The following is a 15,808-nucleotide window of genomic DNA, read 5'->3' as shown; positions in this document are numbered from 1 at the left end:
ACAGTTTGGCTACCGGTAGGCAGGTGCAATCACGCCGATCCGCAGCGCTGAATAAGCTGAAAGATCACCATACGGGGCATCCGTACGCACGTCGACCCGCTCGTTCCCGTTAACTTCGACGGCCAGCTCCCGGCCCGCATAACGTACGGTCCCTTTCACCGGAGCGGCCTTCATCCCGATCAGCGACTTCAGTCTTCCGCTGCGATCCGTCACCACCCGCAATCCATGCGGAAATTCCAGATGCAGCCCCCCATCGCGATAAATGGCGGACCCCTCCTCCGTATTAACCAGCTCGTATACGATTCCATCAACCGTCCGGCTGTACGCCGTACCGTCGGCAATCGTCTCCCCGTGATCGAACGGATAGGGCAGCAGTCCGGTGAACCACAGGTCCCCCTCCGGCCGCGGCATAATCCCGCACAACCGCTCGACAAAGTCCAGCACGCACAGAATGGCGGGCGAATACGTTTCTGTAAAGCCTTCTTCCCCCGTCCACGGACTGAGACACTGGGCGAACCGGGTCATCTTGTGGAACGCAGCCATCAGCGGCTGCAGCACCCAGGTCAGCTCCACATACCGGCCGTGAAGTTCAAAGGCGTGCGGCGCCCGTATCAGGCTCAGAAAGTTCGTCGCGCCAGCCCAGCTGTTGTAGCTGGAGAACGGGTCGAAGCGCGGATCGTCCATTGCAATAGACGTGAACGGATATTTCGCGAAGAACTTCCTTGTGTTCAGCAAATACCGGCGCAGCGCTTCGTCGAAAAAGTCGCGGTCGCCCACCTCGCAGGCCAGCACACGAAGCAGAACGTCGGATTGCACCCGCACATGCTCATCGTTTTTATCTAGATCATAGAAGAAATGATCCGCCTCGTCGAAGCAGCAGCGCAGCAGGCTGTCCAGGCTTTCTCCTGCTTTCCCGCGCCAAAGGTCTCCGCTTTCCCCCAGTTCCTCGGCCATCCGGGCAAGATAGAGCCGCTGAATATAGACATTGGCGGTCAAGTCCGGAGCTACGAAGGGCAGGATCGGCGAGTCCGGGCAGCAGACACGCGGATCACCCTTATGCGGCGTATCCGGCACATGCCAGAACCGCGGCGACAAGTCATGCCCCGTATCGAAGGTACAGAACGCCTCCACGCCGTTCGTCCCCCGCGTATTACGGTAGGTGCTCAGCCACTTGTCGTAACGCTGCATAGCCCCGAACATCTTGGACAGGAACTCCTTGTCCCTGCCGTGAAGCAGATAATGATTCCAGACACTGCGTGCCAGCGGGGTAACCAGCTGAATCTGCCGGTAGGACGGTCCGGAAGCCGTCAGCTTATACGGCATCAGTCCGTCCTCCCGCTGATAGTCGGCGAACAGCTCGTAGGTCGATTGCGACACCTCCGGCATAAAGCGGGATAGTAGCTCCGCATTGATCGTCCCCGTGCTTTCCAGCCAGCAGCCGAGATATATGCCGCCCTCCTGGAGCACCGGCCTCTCACCGCATATCGGGACGATACAATCAAGCAGCTTGCGAAGGGCCGAGTCGTAGACGCTGCCGATCTTGTCGGAGGAAGCGGCAAACTTGACGCCTGAGTTCAGCCACTGCCCCAGCACCGGCCCATCGGATGGCTTCTTCAGCGCCCCTGCATTCACCGTTATGTCCGCTTCGCGCAGTTTGCGCAGCAAAGCTTCTCTCATAAAACGCCACTCTCCCGTCTGTCGTTCGTACAGGTCGGTCAAGCGAAAACAGGCCGCCTGCAGCCTGCTTCGCTTTCCAACACGTCATCTACTTGTTGTTGTTGAATATTTTAACCGTACCGTTGTAGAAATCCTCGACGCCTTTCTTCACATCTTTCTTGCCAAAACCGATTTCCTGCACCGTCGTTTCGAACAGCTTGTTGTATTCCGTAAAGCCGGGAGGGTTGTAGCTGATCGCGAACGGCTCCTTGTTGACTGCGGCGGAGACGCGGCTTGTATAGTCGTAGATTACCTTCTCGACTTCACCCGCATTCTGCTTCAACAGGTCGCGCATTTTGGACGTTACCGGCACGCCGCGGTCGTTGCCGAGAATTTTCGCCGCATCCGGATCGTTGATCCAGTAGCTCATCAGCATGGCGACTTCTTTCGGATGCTTCGTTTTACTATAACCTGACAAACCTTGGCTGGATTCGAAGACGACGCCGGTGCCTTTTGGGCCGCGCGGCACCTGGACGAGCGCCAGCTTATCCGGAATCAGATTCTGATGGGCCCCAAGCTGGTTGGAAGCCATCAGGCTCATGGCAACCTTTCCTGTCACGACCAGTGACTTGCTAGTGTCGGCAGGCGGATTGGATACTTGCAGAGCCGGCGTTACGACGCCGCCGGCCTTCGACATGCTATCCCACAGGCTGAACCATTCCTCGGCATCCTTCTGCTCGAAGCCCAGCTTGGCGTTATCCATATCGTAAAGCTGCTTGCCTCTTTGCTTCAGATAAATATCCATGCCGTCTACCGTGAAATTGTATGTGCCGAACACATCCTTGCCCAGCTTCTCGGAAATTTCCTTGCTGATGCGCGCGTAATCTTCCCAGTTCCAGCCATCCTGCGGAAGCGGCATACCGGCTTTCTTGAACAGCTCGGTGTTTACGGCGATACCCCGTGCGTTGGCTCCTGCCGATATATGCAGCAGCTTGCCCTTGAGCGTCCCGTACTGAATCATCGACTTGTCCATATCCGTCAGATTCAATTCCTTGCCCACATAAGGGTCAAGCTCCAACAGCACGCCTTTGTTCGCATAGTCGACCACGTTGCCGCCGAGGAAAAACACATCGGGAGCCGTGCCGGAAGCAAGCTGAGTGTTCAACTTATCGAAGTAGCCGGTGCTGGGAGCGAACTCTCCAACGACCTTGATGTTCGGATGCTTCTCCTCAAACTTGCGCAGCGCTTCATTCGTGCGGTCGGCGCGCTTCTGATCGCCCCACCACATAATTCTCAGCTCGACCGGCTCTGCCTTAGCGCTGTCCTTGGCTCCTGCGTCCGCCCCCGCCGCCGGTGTCCCGGAGCCGCTGCCGGTTCCGGTTCCTCCTCCGCAAGCCGCCGTAAATGTCATCAGCAGCGCCAGAGCCGAAATTGCCATACCTTTTTTCGCTGAACGTGATTGTCTCATACTCAATCTCTCCCTGAAATGAAATTGATGAAGCCTGGTCAGTAGCCCTTTACTTAAGACCTGTCGTGGCGATGCCATCCAGAAAATATTTTTGGAACGTCAGAAAGATGGTCATGATCGGAACAAGCGACAGCACGGACATGGCCAGCAGCGCACCCCAATCCGATTCGCCCGACGGATCGAACAGCGAGCGGATGCCGAGCTGTACGGTGAACAGCTTGATGTTATTCAGGTAAATCATCTGGGAGAAGAAGTCATCCCACGTCCAGATAAAGGTGAAGATGGCTGTCGTGATCAGCGCGGGAACGAGCAGCGGCAGGATGATGCGGAAATAGATTTGTCCTTGGCCGCAGCCGTCGATGGTCGCGCTTTCGTCCAGCTCCTTCGGTATGCCGCGAATGAATTGCACCATCAGCAGAATAAAGAAGGAATCATGAGCCAGCCATTTCGGCACAATCAACGGCAGGTAAGTGTTGATCCATTCGAACTTGTTGAAAATCACATATTGCGGAACGAGCGTCACATGGTAGGGCAGCATAATGGTAACGAGCATGAGGCTGAACCATAGCTTCTTAAAGCGAAAGTCTAGCCGGGCAAATGCATAAGCGGCAAGTGAGCAGGTGATGATATTGCCCAGCACCGACATAATGGAGATCTGCGCCGAGTTAAGAAAAAATCGCCCGAACGATATCCCCTGAAGTCCCTGCCAGCCCTTGATATAGTTATCCAGCGTCACCCGCTTCGGCCAAAGACTCGTATCGGAGAAAATGAGCTGGTTGGGCTTGAAGGAGCTGCTCAGCAGCCATAGCACCGGGTACAGCATCAGCAAACCGAAAGCGACGATCAGCAGATGCTTGAGTATGTTCGCGTAAGCCTGGCGCATAGAACGCGTACGGACCGACGTCACCGCAGCTGAGCTTGTATGAACGGCCATGTCATCGCCCCCTTCATGATTTTCCGTCTCCATAAAATACCCAATACTTCGAGGTCAGGAATACGACTGCGGTCATTGCGCCGATCACCGCAAGCATGATCCAGGCGAGGGCCGCCGCATAGCCCATATCGAAAAACGAGAAGCCCTTCAGGTACAAATACAGCGTATAGAACATCGTCGAGTCGACCGGTCCTCCCCGCCCGTCCCCGATGACGAAACCTGGCGTAAAGACCTGAAAGGAATTGATAATGCTCATAATCAGATTGAAGAAGATAACCGGCGACAGCAGAGGGAGCGTGATGCTGAAAAACTGCCTTGCCTTGCCGGCTCCATCCACCTGCGAGGCTTCGTACAGATCGGCTGGCACCTGCTTCAAACCGGCGAGGAAGATAACCATCGCCGAGCCGAACTGCCACACCGCCAGCGTGATGATCGTGGACAAGATGTAATCCGGATGCGCTATCCAGGCGGGGCCTTCTAGGCCGAAGATGCCGAGTAACTGATTAAACAACCCGTCCCCGTCGAAAATCTTCCTCCACACAATAGCGATCGCCACACTTCCGCCGAGCAGAGACGGAATATAATACACCGTCCGGTACAACCCGAGCGCCCGTATTCCCTTGTTCAGTGCCATCGCAATGAACAGGGCGAAAGCCAGCCGAAGCGGCACGGACACCAGCGCGAACTGAAAGGTCAGTCCCAAGGAATGCAGGAATGTCGCGTCTTCCGTAAAAATTTGCCGGTAGTTGTCGAGTCCGAGCCAGCGGGGCGGATTCAACAGATTGAACTTGGTCATCGACAAGTACAGCGAACCCAGCATAGGGCCCAGCGTGAGGCCAAAAAAACCGATCAGCCATGGCAGTAAAAATAAATAAGCGATGCGGTTTTGCCGCCCAAGGGCGGGTTTGCGCAGAGTTGACATGACGAACGCCCCTCCTCTTCCATGATCCGTTACATGTTGCTCGCTTAAGCTGTAACATCATCATATCGATTTGGGGCGCTGCTTTGAATGCTATTTCTTCGGGTGTTCACTATTCATTTTTTCAGGTGACCGCCGCTGCCGGTAGTCCGACGGCGTCATCCCGTACACCTTTTTGAACTTCGAGCTGAAGTAACTTGCGTTGGAGAAGCCGGTCAGCTCCGCGATATCCCACAAGCCGAGCATCGTTTCCTCCAGCAGCTGCACGGCCTTGGCCATGCGGACGTCGGTGAGATATTGAATAAACGTTTTGCCGGCCCTCGCCTTGAACATTTCGGAGAAATAAGAGGAGTTGTAATTAAACCGTTCGGCCAGCAGCGTCAAGTTAATATCCGCCATATAATTGTCCTGGATAAACTGCATGGCGGCTTGAATCATGGAATAGTCCGCATCGGCCATCTCGTCCGCCGTGCTGCGGACTGTCTTGCGGGCCAGCCTGACCAGAAACTGCCGGGCCTTGTCCACGGTATCGAAGCCCCACACCTGCTCCGGTCGAATCCACAACTGTTCTCCGCTGTCCAGCGTTACGCCTGCCGTGTACGCCATCGCGTCCAGCAGCAGATACAGCTGGAAGATCAGCTTGACGAAGCGTGCTTGAGACGCGGCGAATGCGGCGGACAGCTCTTTGCTCACCGTCTGCTCGAACGTTTCCAGCTCACCGCGGGACAAGCAGCGCTGCAGCATCCGGACAGTATCCTCGCTTAGAGCAACCTCGCTTCTGAACTGGACGGAGCCGGCATAGCGGTCCTTGTTGCTGCGCAGATTCCAGTCCAGCAGCGCGGACAGATAGCCGTCCTTCCACTGCTCCAGCCCGGTCACCTCCTGTCCCGTACCGACGACCGGACAGAAGCCCAGATGCTTGGTCACCGCAGCGATCAGCGATTCGGACAAACGCGCCGACTCCGCTTCCGGTCCCTGAACGATAAACTGCATGAGACCCGGATAACCGGCATCGCGGAATACCTGCACTCGCTCGGCAAAGCCTGCCGCCACCTCCCGGCAAACGAGCTCGAACGGCAGCCGCAGCTTGTCCGGCGTTCGTACCTGCTCGCCGGAGGCTTCCGAACGCTCGGCAAAGCCCGCCGTGAGAAAGCGGACCGGCAGTTTCTCCCAGCCGTCCAATTGAAACTGTCTGACCCGATCCCATACCATGCTCCCCCGCTCCGGCTTCTCCTTGACCAGATGGATGAGAAAATGCTCCCTCATCTCCTTGTAATATTCGGAAAGCCGCCATTGCAGCACGGCTTGCTGATCCACCTCCCGGCGCTCCTCATCCAGCTCGCGGACAACCTTCGCCAGCGCCTCCGTAAGCTCGTCCCGGGAAACCGGCTTCAGCAGGTAATCCCTGGCCTGATGACGGATGGCCGCTTTCGCATAGCTGAAATCCTCATACCCGGTAATGACCAGCAGGCGCAGGGAAGGATGATGCTCGTGACAAGCTTCCAGGAATGTCACCCCATCCATGACGGGCATATTCATATCCGTCACCACGAGCTCGACCGGATGATTGGCCAGCCACTCCAGCGCCTCAAGACCATGGTCCGCCTCTCCGGCGATCGTCAGGCCAAGCGCCTCCCAATCCGCCTTGAGCTTCAATCCCTGCCGGATCTCCGGCTCATCGTCGACGATCAGTACCTTATACATCGTTTACTCCTCCTTGGGCCGGCAATATAAGCTCAATACAAGTGCCCTGTCCGGGGACGGATTGAATATGAAAAGCAAACAAAGCGCCGTAATACAGCTGGCAGCGGGCCAGCACATTGCGCAAGCCGATCTGCTGGGAGCGACTATCCAGAATCTGTGGGAATTGCGAGGAGCGCGCCTCTGCCTGAAGCCTCTGCGCCAGCTCCGGCTCAATACCCGGACCATTGTCGGATACGGAGAGATGCAAGCCGTCCGGCAAGCTCCATGCCCGGATGCCGATACGGGCCTCCGCCTGCTGACGGAAGCTGTATTTGACAGCATTCTCAATAAGCGGCTGCAGGATAAACTTAGGAATGGATAACCGTCCTGTCTTCTCTTCCTCCTCCAAACGGATGTACAGCTTATCGCCAAAGCGGATCTGCAGTATGGCAACGTAGTGGCGCACATATGTCAGTTCTTCCTCGAGCCGGATCAGATCGTCGCTGCTCCGGAGGGAGAACCGCATCATTTTGCCAAGCGATTCGATCACGCTTACTGTCTCATGCGTTCGCCGCTGCATCGCCAGAGAGCTGAGCAGCTCCAGCGTATTGAACAGAAAGTGCGGGTTGATCTGCATCAGCAGCGCCTTGTACTCCGCTTGCTGCCGCAGCAGCTTAAGCTCGAATTCCGTCTGGATATGCTGCCTGAGCCTACTCACCATGTTACGGAACGTTGCCGTCACGTAACCGACCTCGTTGCGGACTTTTCCTTCTGCAGGAATGCGGCTCTCCGCCCCGTCAAAATCCCCCATCTGCACATAACGCATCGCTGAAGCGAGCCGGGACAGCGGCCCGGATATCCCGTAAGACAGCCAGGTGGCCGCCGCGATAGCTCCGACAAGCAGCAGGGAGCCGAGCACCAGCATCGTCGTGCGAAGCTTGTACAGCTTGCCGTACAGGTCAGCCTCGGGAACAAGACCTACGAGCAGCCAGCCGCTCTGCTTCAGCTTCTTATAAACCAGGATGTCCTTGCTGCCCTGCGCATTCCCGATATGCGTGACCCCCTGCTGCCCGCTCTGCGCCAGAATCTGCTCCACCTGCTGCGCCGCTTCCGGATGGGAAGCGTATTCATGCTGATTCAGAATAGAGCGGCCCTGCTGATCCAGCAGGAAAATCGTCCCCGTCTCCCCCAGATGAATCCGGTTCAACGGCTCCAGAAAGAAGTCGGCGCGAACATTGACCTTCATCATGCTTTTCGCCTGCGAGGGCTCGAACGTGCCGATCGGCAGCAGCAGACTGACGACATCGAACGGCTTGGCGCGCCGCACCTCGGCCGGGTCCTGATGCGCGGGAACGAATCGCTCGCCCTGCTGGTAGAAGCTGTTATACCAGGCTGCCTGCTTGAACGCGGTGTCCGGCATGCCGGGATTATCCGCTGCGATCCACAAGCCTTCCTGGCGGTAAATAGCGACAGACGACACGATGGAGTAGCTGTTTGTAGTCCGGGTCAAAAACTGGCTAAGCTGAATGTTTGCAAGCGTTTTCTCTCCGGCGGACAAGCCGGGGTCCGACCACGCATTATCCCATGCTTTGGTCGTATCGCTATTGAATACGACAGAGCATAAATCATACATCTGCATGAGTCCCATATTGACGAACGAGCCGTACTCCTCCATTTTCTCGTAGGCGGATGATTCGATATATGTGGCGATAATTGAACGCGATTCGTTGAAGAAGAGCACCGCCATAGTGCCGAACGAGACAAGCAGAAGGACGACGAAAAACGCGATCAGACGCCTTTTTAGCGAGTACAGCATGAGACTTCCCCCTTAGGTGCGCATGGTGGACAACATGTCCGTATAGAGTTCGGTATGCCGCATCGGCGTCCAGGTTGTATTATCATCTAAGCCGAGCAGACCGGTTTTGTCAACTGGAAGAACCCGGCGCGCAGTTTGCGCCCGGGCTCATCGTTCCGTGATCGGTATTCGTTTGGTCGCCGCTACACCCGGCAGCGATGCGTCTTTGCCCCCTTGAGGTCCGTCAAGATTCGGAACAGCGAGCCTGCCTGCGGGTATTGGCCGCGTTCCTCACCGCTCATTCCTTGTGCCGCCGTCGTGACGTACAGCTCGCTGCGGTCCTTGCCGGCAAATACGCACGAAGTCACGTTAGGAGCAGGAAGCCTGACCGCAAACAGCTTGTCCCCTGTAGCGGGATTCCAGCGGCTGACCTGATAACCGGCATAATGGGCGATCCAAAGCATGCCCTCCTCATCCAGCGTCATGCCGTCAGGCCAGCCCTCCTCGCGGGAGAAATCGACTGCGATCCGCTTGTCGGCCAGCCTGCCGGTATCGGGATCATAGTTGTAGGCGGCCACCTGCTGCGTCGGAGTGTCGATATAGTACATCGTTCCGCCGTCCGGACTCCAGCCGAGACCATTGGATACGCTCACGCCCTCCTGCACAGGGCGGAGCGCATCGCCGTCCAGCATGTACAAGGCGGCTGCTCGCTCGCGGTTTGTCAGCGACGTGGTACCGACCCACAGCCGGCCTGCCGGATCGCATTTGCCGTCGTTGAACCTCAGATCCGGGTCGCCGGGCGTCAGCTCGGCAATCGTGCTCGTCGTTCCCGTGGCAGGATCATAAGCCGCGATACGCTGATGTCCGGCGAATAAGATACCGCCCTCTTCACGCGTAACCACAGCCCCGACATACTCGTCCAGCTGGATGACATCCGACCGGCATCCGACCGGGTCAAAGCTATGTATCCGTTTGCCAAGCGTATCGACCCAATACAAGACTTGCGCGCGGTCATCCCAAGACGGGCCCTCGCCAAGGGCGGCGCTGGCATTCACCATGACTTCCGGCTGCCATAACTTGCTGCTCATCTGCGCTCTCCTCCTCCTGCCCTTCTTTAGCGGGCGGCTATCTCTCTATGCTTATTAAACCGTCCGAACCGTTTTGCAACGCTCCCTTGCCCGAGATCGATTTCGCTGCCCGGGCTGCTCGTATGGCTCATTTCCCTATTCCCCCTCCGCTCCTTGCCAGAGGCAGAAGTTCTTTCAAAAAGGCCGCCTCGGGCCAATGACGCCTTTTCATTTTTTCATTGACAGAAACAGAGGAGGTTGATAAGATAATCAAAACATTTAATTCACACCCGAAAACTATGAATTAAAACTGCATACTAGTCTACCTTACCGAACGGAGACATTCTGAATGTTTGCTATTTAGAATGAGCTCCGTTTTGCGTTGGGTGCGAAGGAGAGGAAAAACATGTCTGAGCCGTTGCTAAGCATTAAGCATGTGGGCAAAACGTTTCATTCCAGCAAGGGGGCCGTACAAGCGCTGCACGACATCGTCCTGCATGTCAAGGAAGGAGAGTTTCTGACCGTCATCGGGCCGAGCGGCTGCGGAAAAAGCACGCTGCTCAAAATTATCGCCGGCCTCGATACCCAATTCTCCGGCGAAGTGTTGCTCGGCGGTCAGCCCATCCAGGGACCGGGCATCGACAAAGGCTTCATCTTTCAGGAGCCCCGGCTCTTCCCCTGGCTGACCGTAGAAAAAAACATCGCGGCCGATCTGTCGCTGCGCGACCCCGAGGTGCGCCGGAAGGTCGATGAGCTGATCGCGCTCGTGCGGCTGGAGGGCTTCGAGAAGTCGTTTCCCCGGGAGCTGTCGGGAGGAATGGCCCAGCGTGTCGCTATCGCAAGGGCGCTGCTGCGCAATCCCAAGGTGCTGCTGCTCGACGAGCCTTTCGGCGCGCTGGACGCCTTCACCCGGACGCATATGCAGGAAGTGCTCATCGATATTTGGCAGAAAAATAAAACGACGATGATCTTTGTGACGCACGATATCGACGAAGCTATTTACCTGGCCAACCGCGTCGTTATCCTGAAGCCAAGGCCGGGCGCAATTCGCAATATCGTGCCGATCGATCTGCCCATACCGCGGAAGAAAACGACCACCTCCTTTCAGGAGCTGCGCCTCAGGGTACTGGGTGAGTTTGAGAAAATTGAAGAGCTTGAGCTGATTGACAGCTCCGGGATCTAGAAGTCCGGTGAATCGGAAGCCGGAGAACCGATGGGGAGTTGAAACTGCGAGTGGAACAGCAAATGGAACCAGCGAGCGGAAACCCTGATTGGTCTCAGGCCGCGTTTTGTTCACCGGACTTCTATAACAAAGCTGCAAAGGAGGCATTGACATGAGTTTACAAGGAGCAACGGCAGCAAAATCCGCAGCCGTATCCGTACCGCCGGAATATGAACGACAATCGCCTTCATCAGAACGCCGTCTCAGAATCAGGCAGCAAACCGTACGCATTCTGCTCGGCTTGCTTCCGCCCATTCTGCTGATCGCCGCTTGGCAAGTGCTTGGTGACCTGGGGGTAATCTCCTCCCTGCTCTTCCCCACGCCGCTGCGGATTGTTCAGGCCGGCATCCGACTGGCCCAGACCGGAGAACTGGCCGGCAATCTGCGGATCAGTGTGCTGCGGGCCTTGGCCGGATTTGCCCTTGGCGCAAGCCTCGGACTCGCCTTCGGCATCCTGGTCGGCTTGTTCCGCCGGACTGAGAGGGCGCTCGACCCTACTGTCCAAATGATCCGCATGGTGCCGCACCTGGCCATCGCTCCATTGTTCATCCTGTGGTTCGGGATCGGTGAAACGTCTAAAATTTTGCTGATCGCCAAAGGCGCGTTTTTCCCGCTTTATATCAATTCCTTTATGGGAATCCGAGGCGTGGACAATAAGCTGTTCGATGTGACGCGGGTGCTCGGCTTCAGCAGATGGAAGCAAATCGTGCGGCTCGTCATACCGGCTGCGCTGCCGAACATCCTGCTCGGCGTCCGCATCTCGCTGGGCGTGTCCTGGCTTGGCCTTGTCGTGGCGGAGCTGATGGGCTCCACGGCAGGCATCGGCTATCTGATGTCGGATGCGCGGCAATTTTCCAAAACGCCGATCGTGTTCGTCGGCATACTGATCTTTGCTTTGTTCGGCATCCTGACCGACCTGCTGGTCAGGGCGCTGGAGCGCAAATGGCTGAGCTGGCGGGACAGTTATCAAGGGCGCTAATTGTTTTCCTTCGGAAAACTTTGGGCTCATGCTTACGATGCAGTTTTCCTTCGGAAAACTTGGAGCTTATGCTTACGACGCAGTTTTCCTTCGGAAAACTTGGAGGAGGTTAACGAAATGAGTAATGTGATCAAGGTGCTGAAGCCCTCTGCTTCGCACCTCGAACGAACAGCAAGCACAGAGCTGGCCGCCCATCGCGCTAAGCTGCTTCAGGGAAAGCTGAGCGACTTCGCCGTCGGCTCGCTAATTCCCGTGCTTGTTCTGGTGATCTGGCAGGTAGCCGGAGATCTTGGATGGTTCGCCAGAGAATTTCTGCCGACTCCGCTGCATATCGCCGGGGAATTCCGGACGTTGATCGTTTCGGGGGAGCTAACCGACCATCTGGCCATCTCCCTGCAGCGGGCGGCGGTCGGGTTTCTGATCGGAGGTTCGCTGGGGCTGCTGTTCGGCTTTCTCGTCGGATTCGTGCAGAAGCTCGAATTCATGCTTGATCCGTCGTTCCAGATGCTGCGCGTCATTCCCCATCTGGCGATCGCACCGCTTATTATTTTGTGGTTCGGCTTCGGCGAAACGTCCAAGCTTGTCATGATCGCGAGCGGTTCCTTTTTTCCGATGTATATCAATACGTTCCTGGGCATCCGCAGCGTGGATCAGAAGCTATTCGACGTGGCGAGAGTATTGAATTTCAACCGGGCGCAGCAAATTTTCCGTCTGATTTTGCCGGCAAGTCTGCCCGGTATTTTGCTCGGACTGCGATTGTCCGTGGCGATCTCATGGCTCGGACTGGTTGTGGCGGAGCTGATCGGTTCCCAAGCGGGGATCGGCTTTCTGATTAATTTCGGCAAGCAGACGTCGACGACCGAGCTTATTTTTGTAGGAGTCATCATCTTCGCCGTCATCGGCAAGCTGGTCGATTCGCTGGTCCGTCTGCTGGAGAGCAGGCTGCTGAGCTGGCGGGACAGTTTTCAAGGCTAATATCCATCACTCCATTGCAAAGATTCGAGAAAAGGGGAAATCATCCATGTCATCATCTATCGTCCAAAACCGGTTACGCAAAGGGCGCTTGTTCGGCAGTATTTTTGCCTTGGCGTTTGCAATGCTGCTCACCCAAGCATGCGGCACGTCCGCTGGCACTACCGCCTCCACGGGTACAGGGGCTGCTCCGGCCGGAACGACCAAGGCTGCGGTGCCGGCTGCGCTGAACTACGGGTATATCGGTACGAGCAAGCTCAATTTTCCCGGAGGGGCTGAGGGCTGGGGGTTCTATAAAGGCATCATTCAGGAAGAGCTGAAGAAGCACGGCATCACCGAGGTCAAGCTGACCGCTTTCCCGAACGGGCCGGATCTCAGCGAGTCGCTGATCAGCGGACGCCTCGATTTCGGCAGCCTCGGCGATACGCCCGCCATCCTGGCCAAGTCGACCGGTGCGAAGACGAGATTCATTACCCAGGGAGCTACGGACAGCATCGGTTATCTGATCGGCAGGAAAAATGGCCCCGCAACGCTCGCCGAGCTGAAGGGCAAGACGGTAACCACCCAAAAGGGCTCCTTCCATCACCGGTATTTGGCCGGATTGTTGAAGGAAAACAATATTACGGATGTAAAAATCGTCCATATGCTGCGGGTCGATGCCGAAGCCGCTCTGGCGCGCGGTGAGATCGATGCGATGACCAATACCGGCGTATTTGCCTTGAAGCAAATTGACCAAGGTTATCCGCTGATCGACGACGCGACGAAGCATCCGAATCTGCTCGGGACGAGCGCAACGGTAGTGAGCGAGGAATATTTGGCCAAAAATCCGGACTTTCCGAAAATCTGGAATGAAGCGCGCTTGAAAGCGCTGAGCGATCTGAAAACAAAGCCTGCCGAATATTATAAATTTCTCGCCGAGTTGAATAACTCCACCCCCGAGCTGATGGAGAAGGTCAGCCCGATCAGCGGCATCAAGGATGTGCCGTTCACCGACGAAGGCATCAAGCTGCTGGAAGGCACCAAGAAATTCCTCGTGGAGGAGAAGCTGGCTGAGAAGGATATCGATATCAACCAGTGGATTTTGAAATAGCCCGGATACTCGGGACTGACGTACAGGAATCCATTTACAGGGGGTAGACCTATATGCAGGCAACCGGAATTACTAAGCTGGAAGCGGATGTGCTCGTCATCGGCGGCGGGCCGGCCGGCGCCTGGGCCGCCTGGAGCGCAGCCAAGAACAACGCGAGAGTCGTCCTTGTCGACAAAGGTTATCTCGGCTCCAGCGGAGCGACCGCGCCGGGAGGAACCAATCTGCTGTACCTGCCGCCCGATCCGGAGCTGCGGGAGCAGGCTGTCCAGCAGCGATACAGAGAGAGCGGTTATTTGGCTGAGCCGGCCTGGATTCACCGCGTGCTGGATCAAGTGTATGAAAGTCTTGTGCTTGTAGAAAGCTGGGGGTATCCGTTCCGGCGCGATGAGGACGGCGTTCCTCTCCGGGATCATTTACAAGGACCGGAATATATGAAGCTGATGCGCCGCCAGGTGACTCGCTCCGGGGTACGTATCCTCGACCAGTCCCCGGCACTCGAGCTGCTGGTTGACGAGAACGGAGCCGGCGGCGCGCGCGGCATCTCCCGGCTGGACGGGGGTGAATGGGAGGTGCGCGCCAACGCCGTTGTCATTGCGACCGGAGGTTGCGCCTTCCTCAGCAAGGGGCTCGGCTGCAACGTGCTGACCGGCGACGGACTGCTGATGGCGGCGGAGCTGGGCGCGGAGCTGTCCGGGATGGAATTCACCCGGCAATATGCGCCAAGCGCAGCCTTCGGCACAAACACCCGCGGGCGGCTGCTGAATTGGGCGACCTACACGGCCGAGGACGGAACGGTGCTGCAGGCCGGAGGTCCGCGCGCCGGCGACTTCCTGCCGCGTATGCTGAGCCAGGGTCCCGTCTATGCGGTACTGAATCACGCGGATACGGAGGAAAAGCGGCAAATCTTGCGCAAGTCGCATGCGATTTTCTTCCTTCCCCTGGACCGGGCCGGCATCGATCCGTTCACCGAGCGCTTCCCGCTGACGCTGCGCTATGAAGGGACGGTCCGCGGCACCGGCGGCCTCCGGCTCGTGGGTGACGACTGCACAACGACCGTGCCGGGGCTGTACGCCGCAGGCGATGCCGCCACCCGTGAGCGCGTCACGGGGGCCAAGTCGGGCGGAGGCGCGTTCAACGCCTCCTGGGCGATCAGCTCCGGCACCTGGTCCGGAGCCGGAGCAGCCCGGCACGCGCTGGCCCAAGGCCGCAGCGCGACAAGCCGGAGCCTGCAGCCTGCCGGCCGGTACGGCCTGGAGGCAGGCTCCGGTGCGACGACGGCGGCGGCGGAGATCGATGCCGCCGCCGTCGTGCAAGCTGTCCAGCGGGAGGTATTCCCGCTGGATATCAATTATTTCCGCAGCGAGCCGGTGCTGCGGGGATCGCTCGAGCGGCTGCGCAGCGTCTGGACGGACGGCTTCCGCGGGACGGTCCGCCAGACCGTGCAAGCCCGCGTTCGAACCCGCGAAGCCGCTGCGATGACCGCCACGGCGCGCTGGATGTACACCGCTGCGCTGGGGCGCCGGGAAACGCGCGGCCTGCACGCGCTGACGGAATATCCCGATGCGGATCCCGCGCAGCAGCATCGCCTCATCGTCTCCGGCATCGAGGAAATCACGATCCGGCCGGAACAAACCCAATTCGCACGTCGGGAGGTCGTTGCCCCATGATAGAGCTTGTCAGCCCGGAGCGCTGCGTCTCCTGCAGCATGTGCGTACGCGTTTGCCCGACGAACGTATTTGACCAAGGAGAGGGCGGCATCCCGCTTATCGCGAGGCAGGAAGACTGCCAAACCTGCTTCATCTGCGAAGCCTATTGCCCGGTAGACGCGCTGTATGTAGCGCCCTATGCCGATCCGCTCGACGTCCCGCCTACCGAGAAGCAGCTCACAGAAGCCAATTTGCTTGGCAGCTGGCGCGCCACCATCGGCTGGGGCAAAGGCCGGACGCGGCTTGCTGAGCTGGATACAACGCCGTTTATCGACCGGATCCTGCCACCCCGCAAGGCCGCCACTTCCTGAACCTCT

General features: G+C 57.6%; 13 protein-coding genes. 6 read left to right on the top strand and 7 right to left on the bottom strand.

The genetic code is table 11. The features are described 5' to 3' along the window. Positions 1-9: 9 nt before the first annotated feature. The 7 genes from BLR08_RS17420 to BLR08_RS17390 form a co-directional block, all read right to left on the bottom strand. Positions 10-1,677 carry an MGH1-like glycoside hydrolase domain-containing protein gene (locus BLR08_RS17420; protein WP_072333135.1) on the bottom strand — a complete coding sequence of 556 codons (1,668 nt, stop codon included), beginning with the start codon at positions 1,675-1,677 and terminating at the stop codon, positions 10-12. A gap of 88 nt (positions 1,678-1,765) precedes the next feature. Next, positions 1,766-3,124, bottom strand: a complete 1,359-nt coding sequence (locus BLR08_RS17415; protein WP_072333138.1) for an ABC transporter substrate-binding protein — start codon at positions 3,122-3,124, stop codon at positions 1,766-1,768. Positions 3,125-3,173: 49 nt separating this feature from the next. Further along, positions 3,174-4,007, bottom strand: coding sequence for a carbohydrate ABC transporter permease (locus BLR08_RS17410; RefSeq protein WP_072333381.1), 834 nt, complete (start codon positions 4,005-4,007; stop codon positions 3,174-3,176). A 64-nt stretch (positions 4,008-4,071) separates the two neighbouring features. Then, positions 4,072-4,980 (bottom strand): carbohydrate ABC transporter permease, encoded by a 909-nt coding sequence (locus BLR08_RS17405; RefSeq protein WP_072333141.1) that lies wholly within the window; start codon positions 4,978-4,980, stop codon positions 4,072-4,074. 90 nt (positions 4,981-5,070) lie between these two features. Next, positions 5,071-6,681, bottom strand: a complete 1,611-nt coding sequence (locus tag BLR08_RS17400; protein ID WP_072333144.1) for a response regulator — start codon at positions 6,679-6,681, stop codon at positions 5,071-5,073. Continuing rightward, positions 6,674-8,476, bottom strand: coding sequence for a sensor histidine kinase (locus BLR08_RS17395; RefSeq protein WP_072333147.1), 1,803 nt, complete (start codon positions 8,474-8,476; stop codon positions 6,674-6,676). Before BLR08_RS17395 ends, BLR08_RS17400 begins: the two co-directional genes overlap by 8 nt. A 182-nt stretch (positions 8,477-8,658) precedes the next feature. Beyond that, the gene (locus BLR08_RS17390) at positions 8,659-9,543 is read right to left on the bottom strand and encodes an SMP-30/gluconolactonase/LRE family protein (RefSeq protein WP_072333150.1); all 885 of its coding nucleotides are present in this window, start codon (positions 9,541-9,543) and stop codon (positions 8,659-8,661) included. A gap of 385 nt (positions 9,544-9,928) precedes the next feature. Between BLR08_RS17390 and BLR08_RS17385 the strand changes: the two genes are divergently transcribed. The 6 genes from BLR08_RS17385 (at position 9,929) to BLR08_RS17360 (ending at position 15,802) form a co-directional block, all read left to right on the top strand. Then, positions 9,929-10,705 (top strand): ABC transporter ATP-binding protein, encoded by a 777-nt coding sequence (locus BLR08_RS17385; RefSeq protein ID WP_072333153.1) that lies wholly within the window; start codon positions 9,929-9,931, stop codon positions 10,703-10,705. Positions 10,706-10,856: 151 nt separating this feature from the next. Further along, complete coding sequence (locus tag BLR08_RS17380) at positions 10,857-11,723, top strand: ABC transporter permease (protein WP_072333156.1); 867 nt, start codon at positions 10,857-10,859, stop codon at positions 11,721-11,723. Positions 11,724-11,840: 117 nt separating this feature from the next. Further along, complete coding sequence (locus tag BLR08_RS17375; RefSeq protein WP_072333159.1) at positions 11,841-12,698, top strand: ABC transporter permease; 858 nt, start codon at positions 11,841-11,843, stop codon at positions 12,696-12,698. A 46-nt stretch (positions 12,699-12,744) separates the two neighbouring features. Then, entirely contained in the window at positions 12,745-13,785 is a 1,041-nt protein-coding gene (locus tag BLR08_RS17370) for an ABC transporter substrate-binding protein (protein WP_072333162.1), read from the top strand. A 53-nt stretch (positions 13,786-13,838) separates the two neighbouring features. Beyond that, positions 13,839-15,452, top strand: coding sequence for an FAD-dependent oxidoreductase (locus BLR08_RS17365; protein ID WP_072333165.1), 1,614 nt, complete (start codon positions 13,839-13,841; stop codon positions 15,450-15,452). Next, a complete protein-coding gene (locus BLR08_RS17360) occupies positions 15,449-15,802 on the top strand; it encodes a 4Fe-4S dicluster domain-containing protein (protein ID WP_072333168.1) in 354 nt (117 codons plus the stop codon). The genes BLR08_RS17365 and BLR08_RS17360 overlap by 4 nt, the downstream gene beginning before the upstream one ends. The last annotated feature ends 6 nt before the right edge of the window (positions 15,803-15,808 follow it).

This window comes from Paenibacillus sp. cl123 (assembly GCF_900101595.1).
Classification (GTDB): Bacteria; Bacillota; Bacilli; order Paenibacillales; family NBRC-103111; genus Paenibacillus_G.
The sequence above is the reverse complement of the archived record's forward strand: the minus strand, read 5'-3'. Positions and strand labels throughout refer to the sequence as shown.

Bases quoted from the DNA above. Each gene is read 5' to 3' on its own strand.
- BLR08_RS17395 (WP_072333147.1), bottom strand. From the start codon at position 8,476: ATGCTGTACTCGCTAAAAAGGCGTCTGATCGCGTTTTTCGTCGTCCTT.
- BLR08_RS17420 (WP_072333135.1), bottom strand. From the start codon at position 1,677: ATGAGAGAAGCTTTGCTGCGCAAACTGCGCGAAGCGGACATAACGGTG.
- BLR08_RS17390 (WP_072333150.1), bottom strand. From the start codon at position 9,543: ATGAGCAGCAAGTTATGGCAGCCGGAAGTCATGGTGAATGCCAGCGCC.
- BLR08_RS17380 (WP_072333156.1), top strand. From the start codon at position 10,857: ATGAGTTTACAAGGAGCAACGGCAGCAAAATCCGCAGCCGTATCCGTA.
- BLR08_RS17365 (WP_072333165.1), top strand. From the start codon at position 13,839: ATGCAGGCAACCGGAATTACTAAGCTGGAAGCGGATGTGCTCGTCATC.
- BLR08_RS17385 (WP_072333153.1), top strand. From the start codon at position 9,929: ATGTCTGAGCCGTTGCTAAGCATTAAGCATGTGGGCAAAACGTTTCAT.
- BLR08_RS17370 (WP_072333162.1), top strand. From the start codon at position 12,745: ATGTCATCATCTATCGTCCAAAACCGGTTACGCAAAGGGCGCTTGTTC.
- BLR08_RS17405 (WP_072333141.1), bottom strand. From the start codon at position 4,980: ATGTCAACTCTGCGCAAACCCGCCCTTGGGCGGCAAAACCGCATCGCT.
- BLR08_RS17360 (WP_072333168.1), top strand. From the start codon at position 15,449: ATGATAGAGCTTGTCAGCCCGGAGCGCTGCGTCTCCTGCAGCATGTGC.
- BLR08_RS17410 (WP_072333381.1), bottom strand. From the start codon at position 4,007: ATGCGCCAGGCTTACGCGAACATACTCAAGCATCTGCTGATCGTCGCT.
- BLR08_RS17400 (WP_072333144.1), bottom strand. From the start codon at position 6,681: ATGTATAAGGTACTGATCGTCGACGATGAGCCGGAGATCCGGCAGGGA.
- BLR08_RS17375 (WP_072333159.1), top strand. From the start codon at position 11,841: ATGAGTAATGTGATCAAGGTGCTGAAGCCCTCTGCTTCGCACCTCGAA.
- BLR08_RS17415 (WP_072333138.1), bottom strand. From the start codon at position 3,124: ATGAGACAATCACGTTCAGCGAAAAAAGGTATGGCAATTTCGGCTCTG.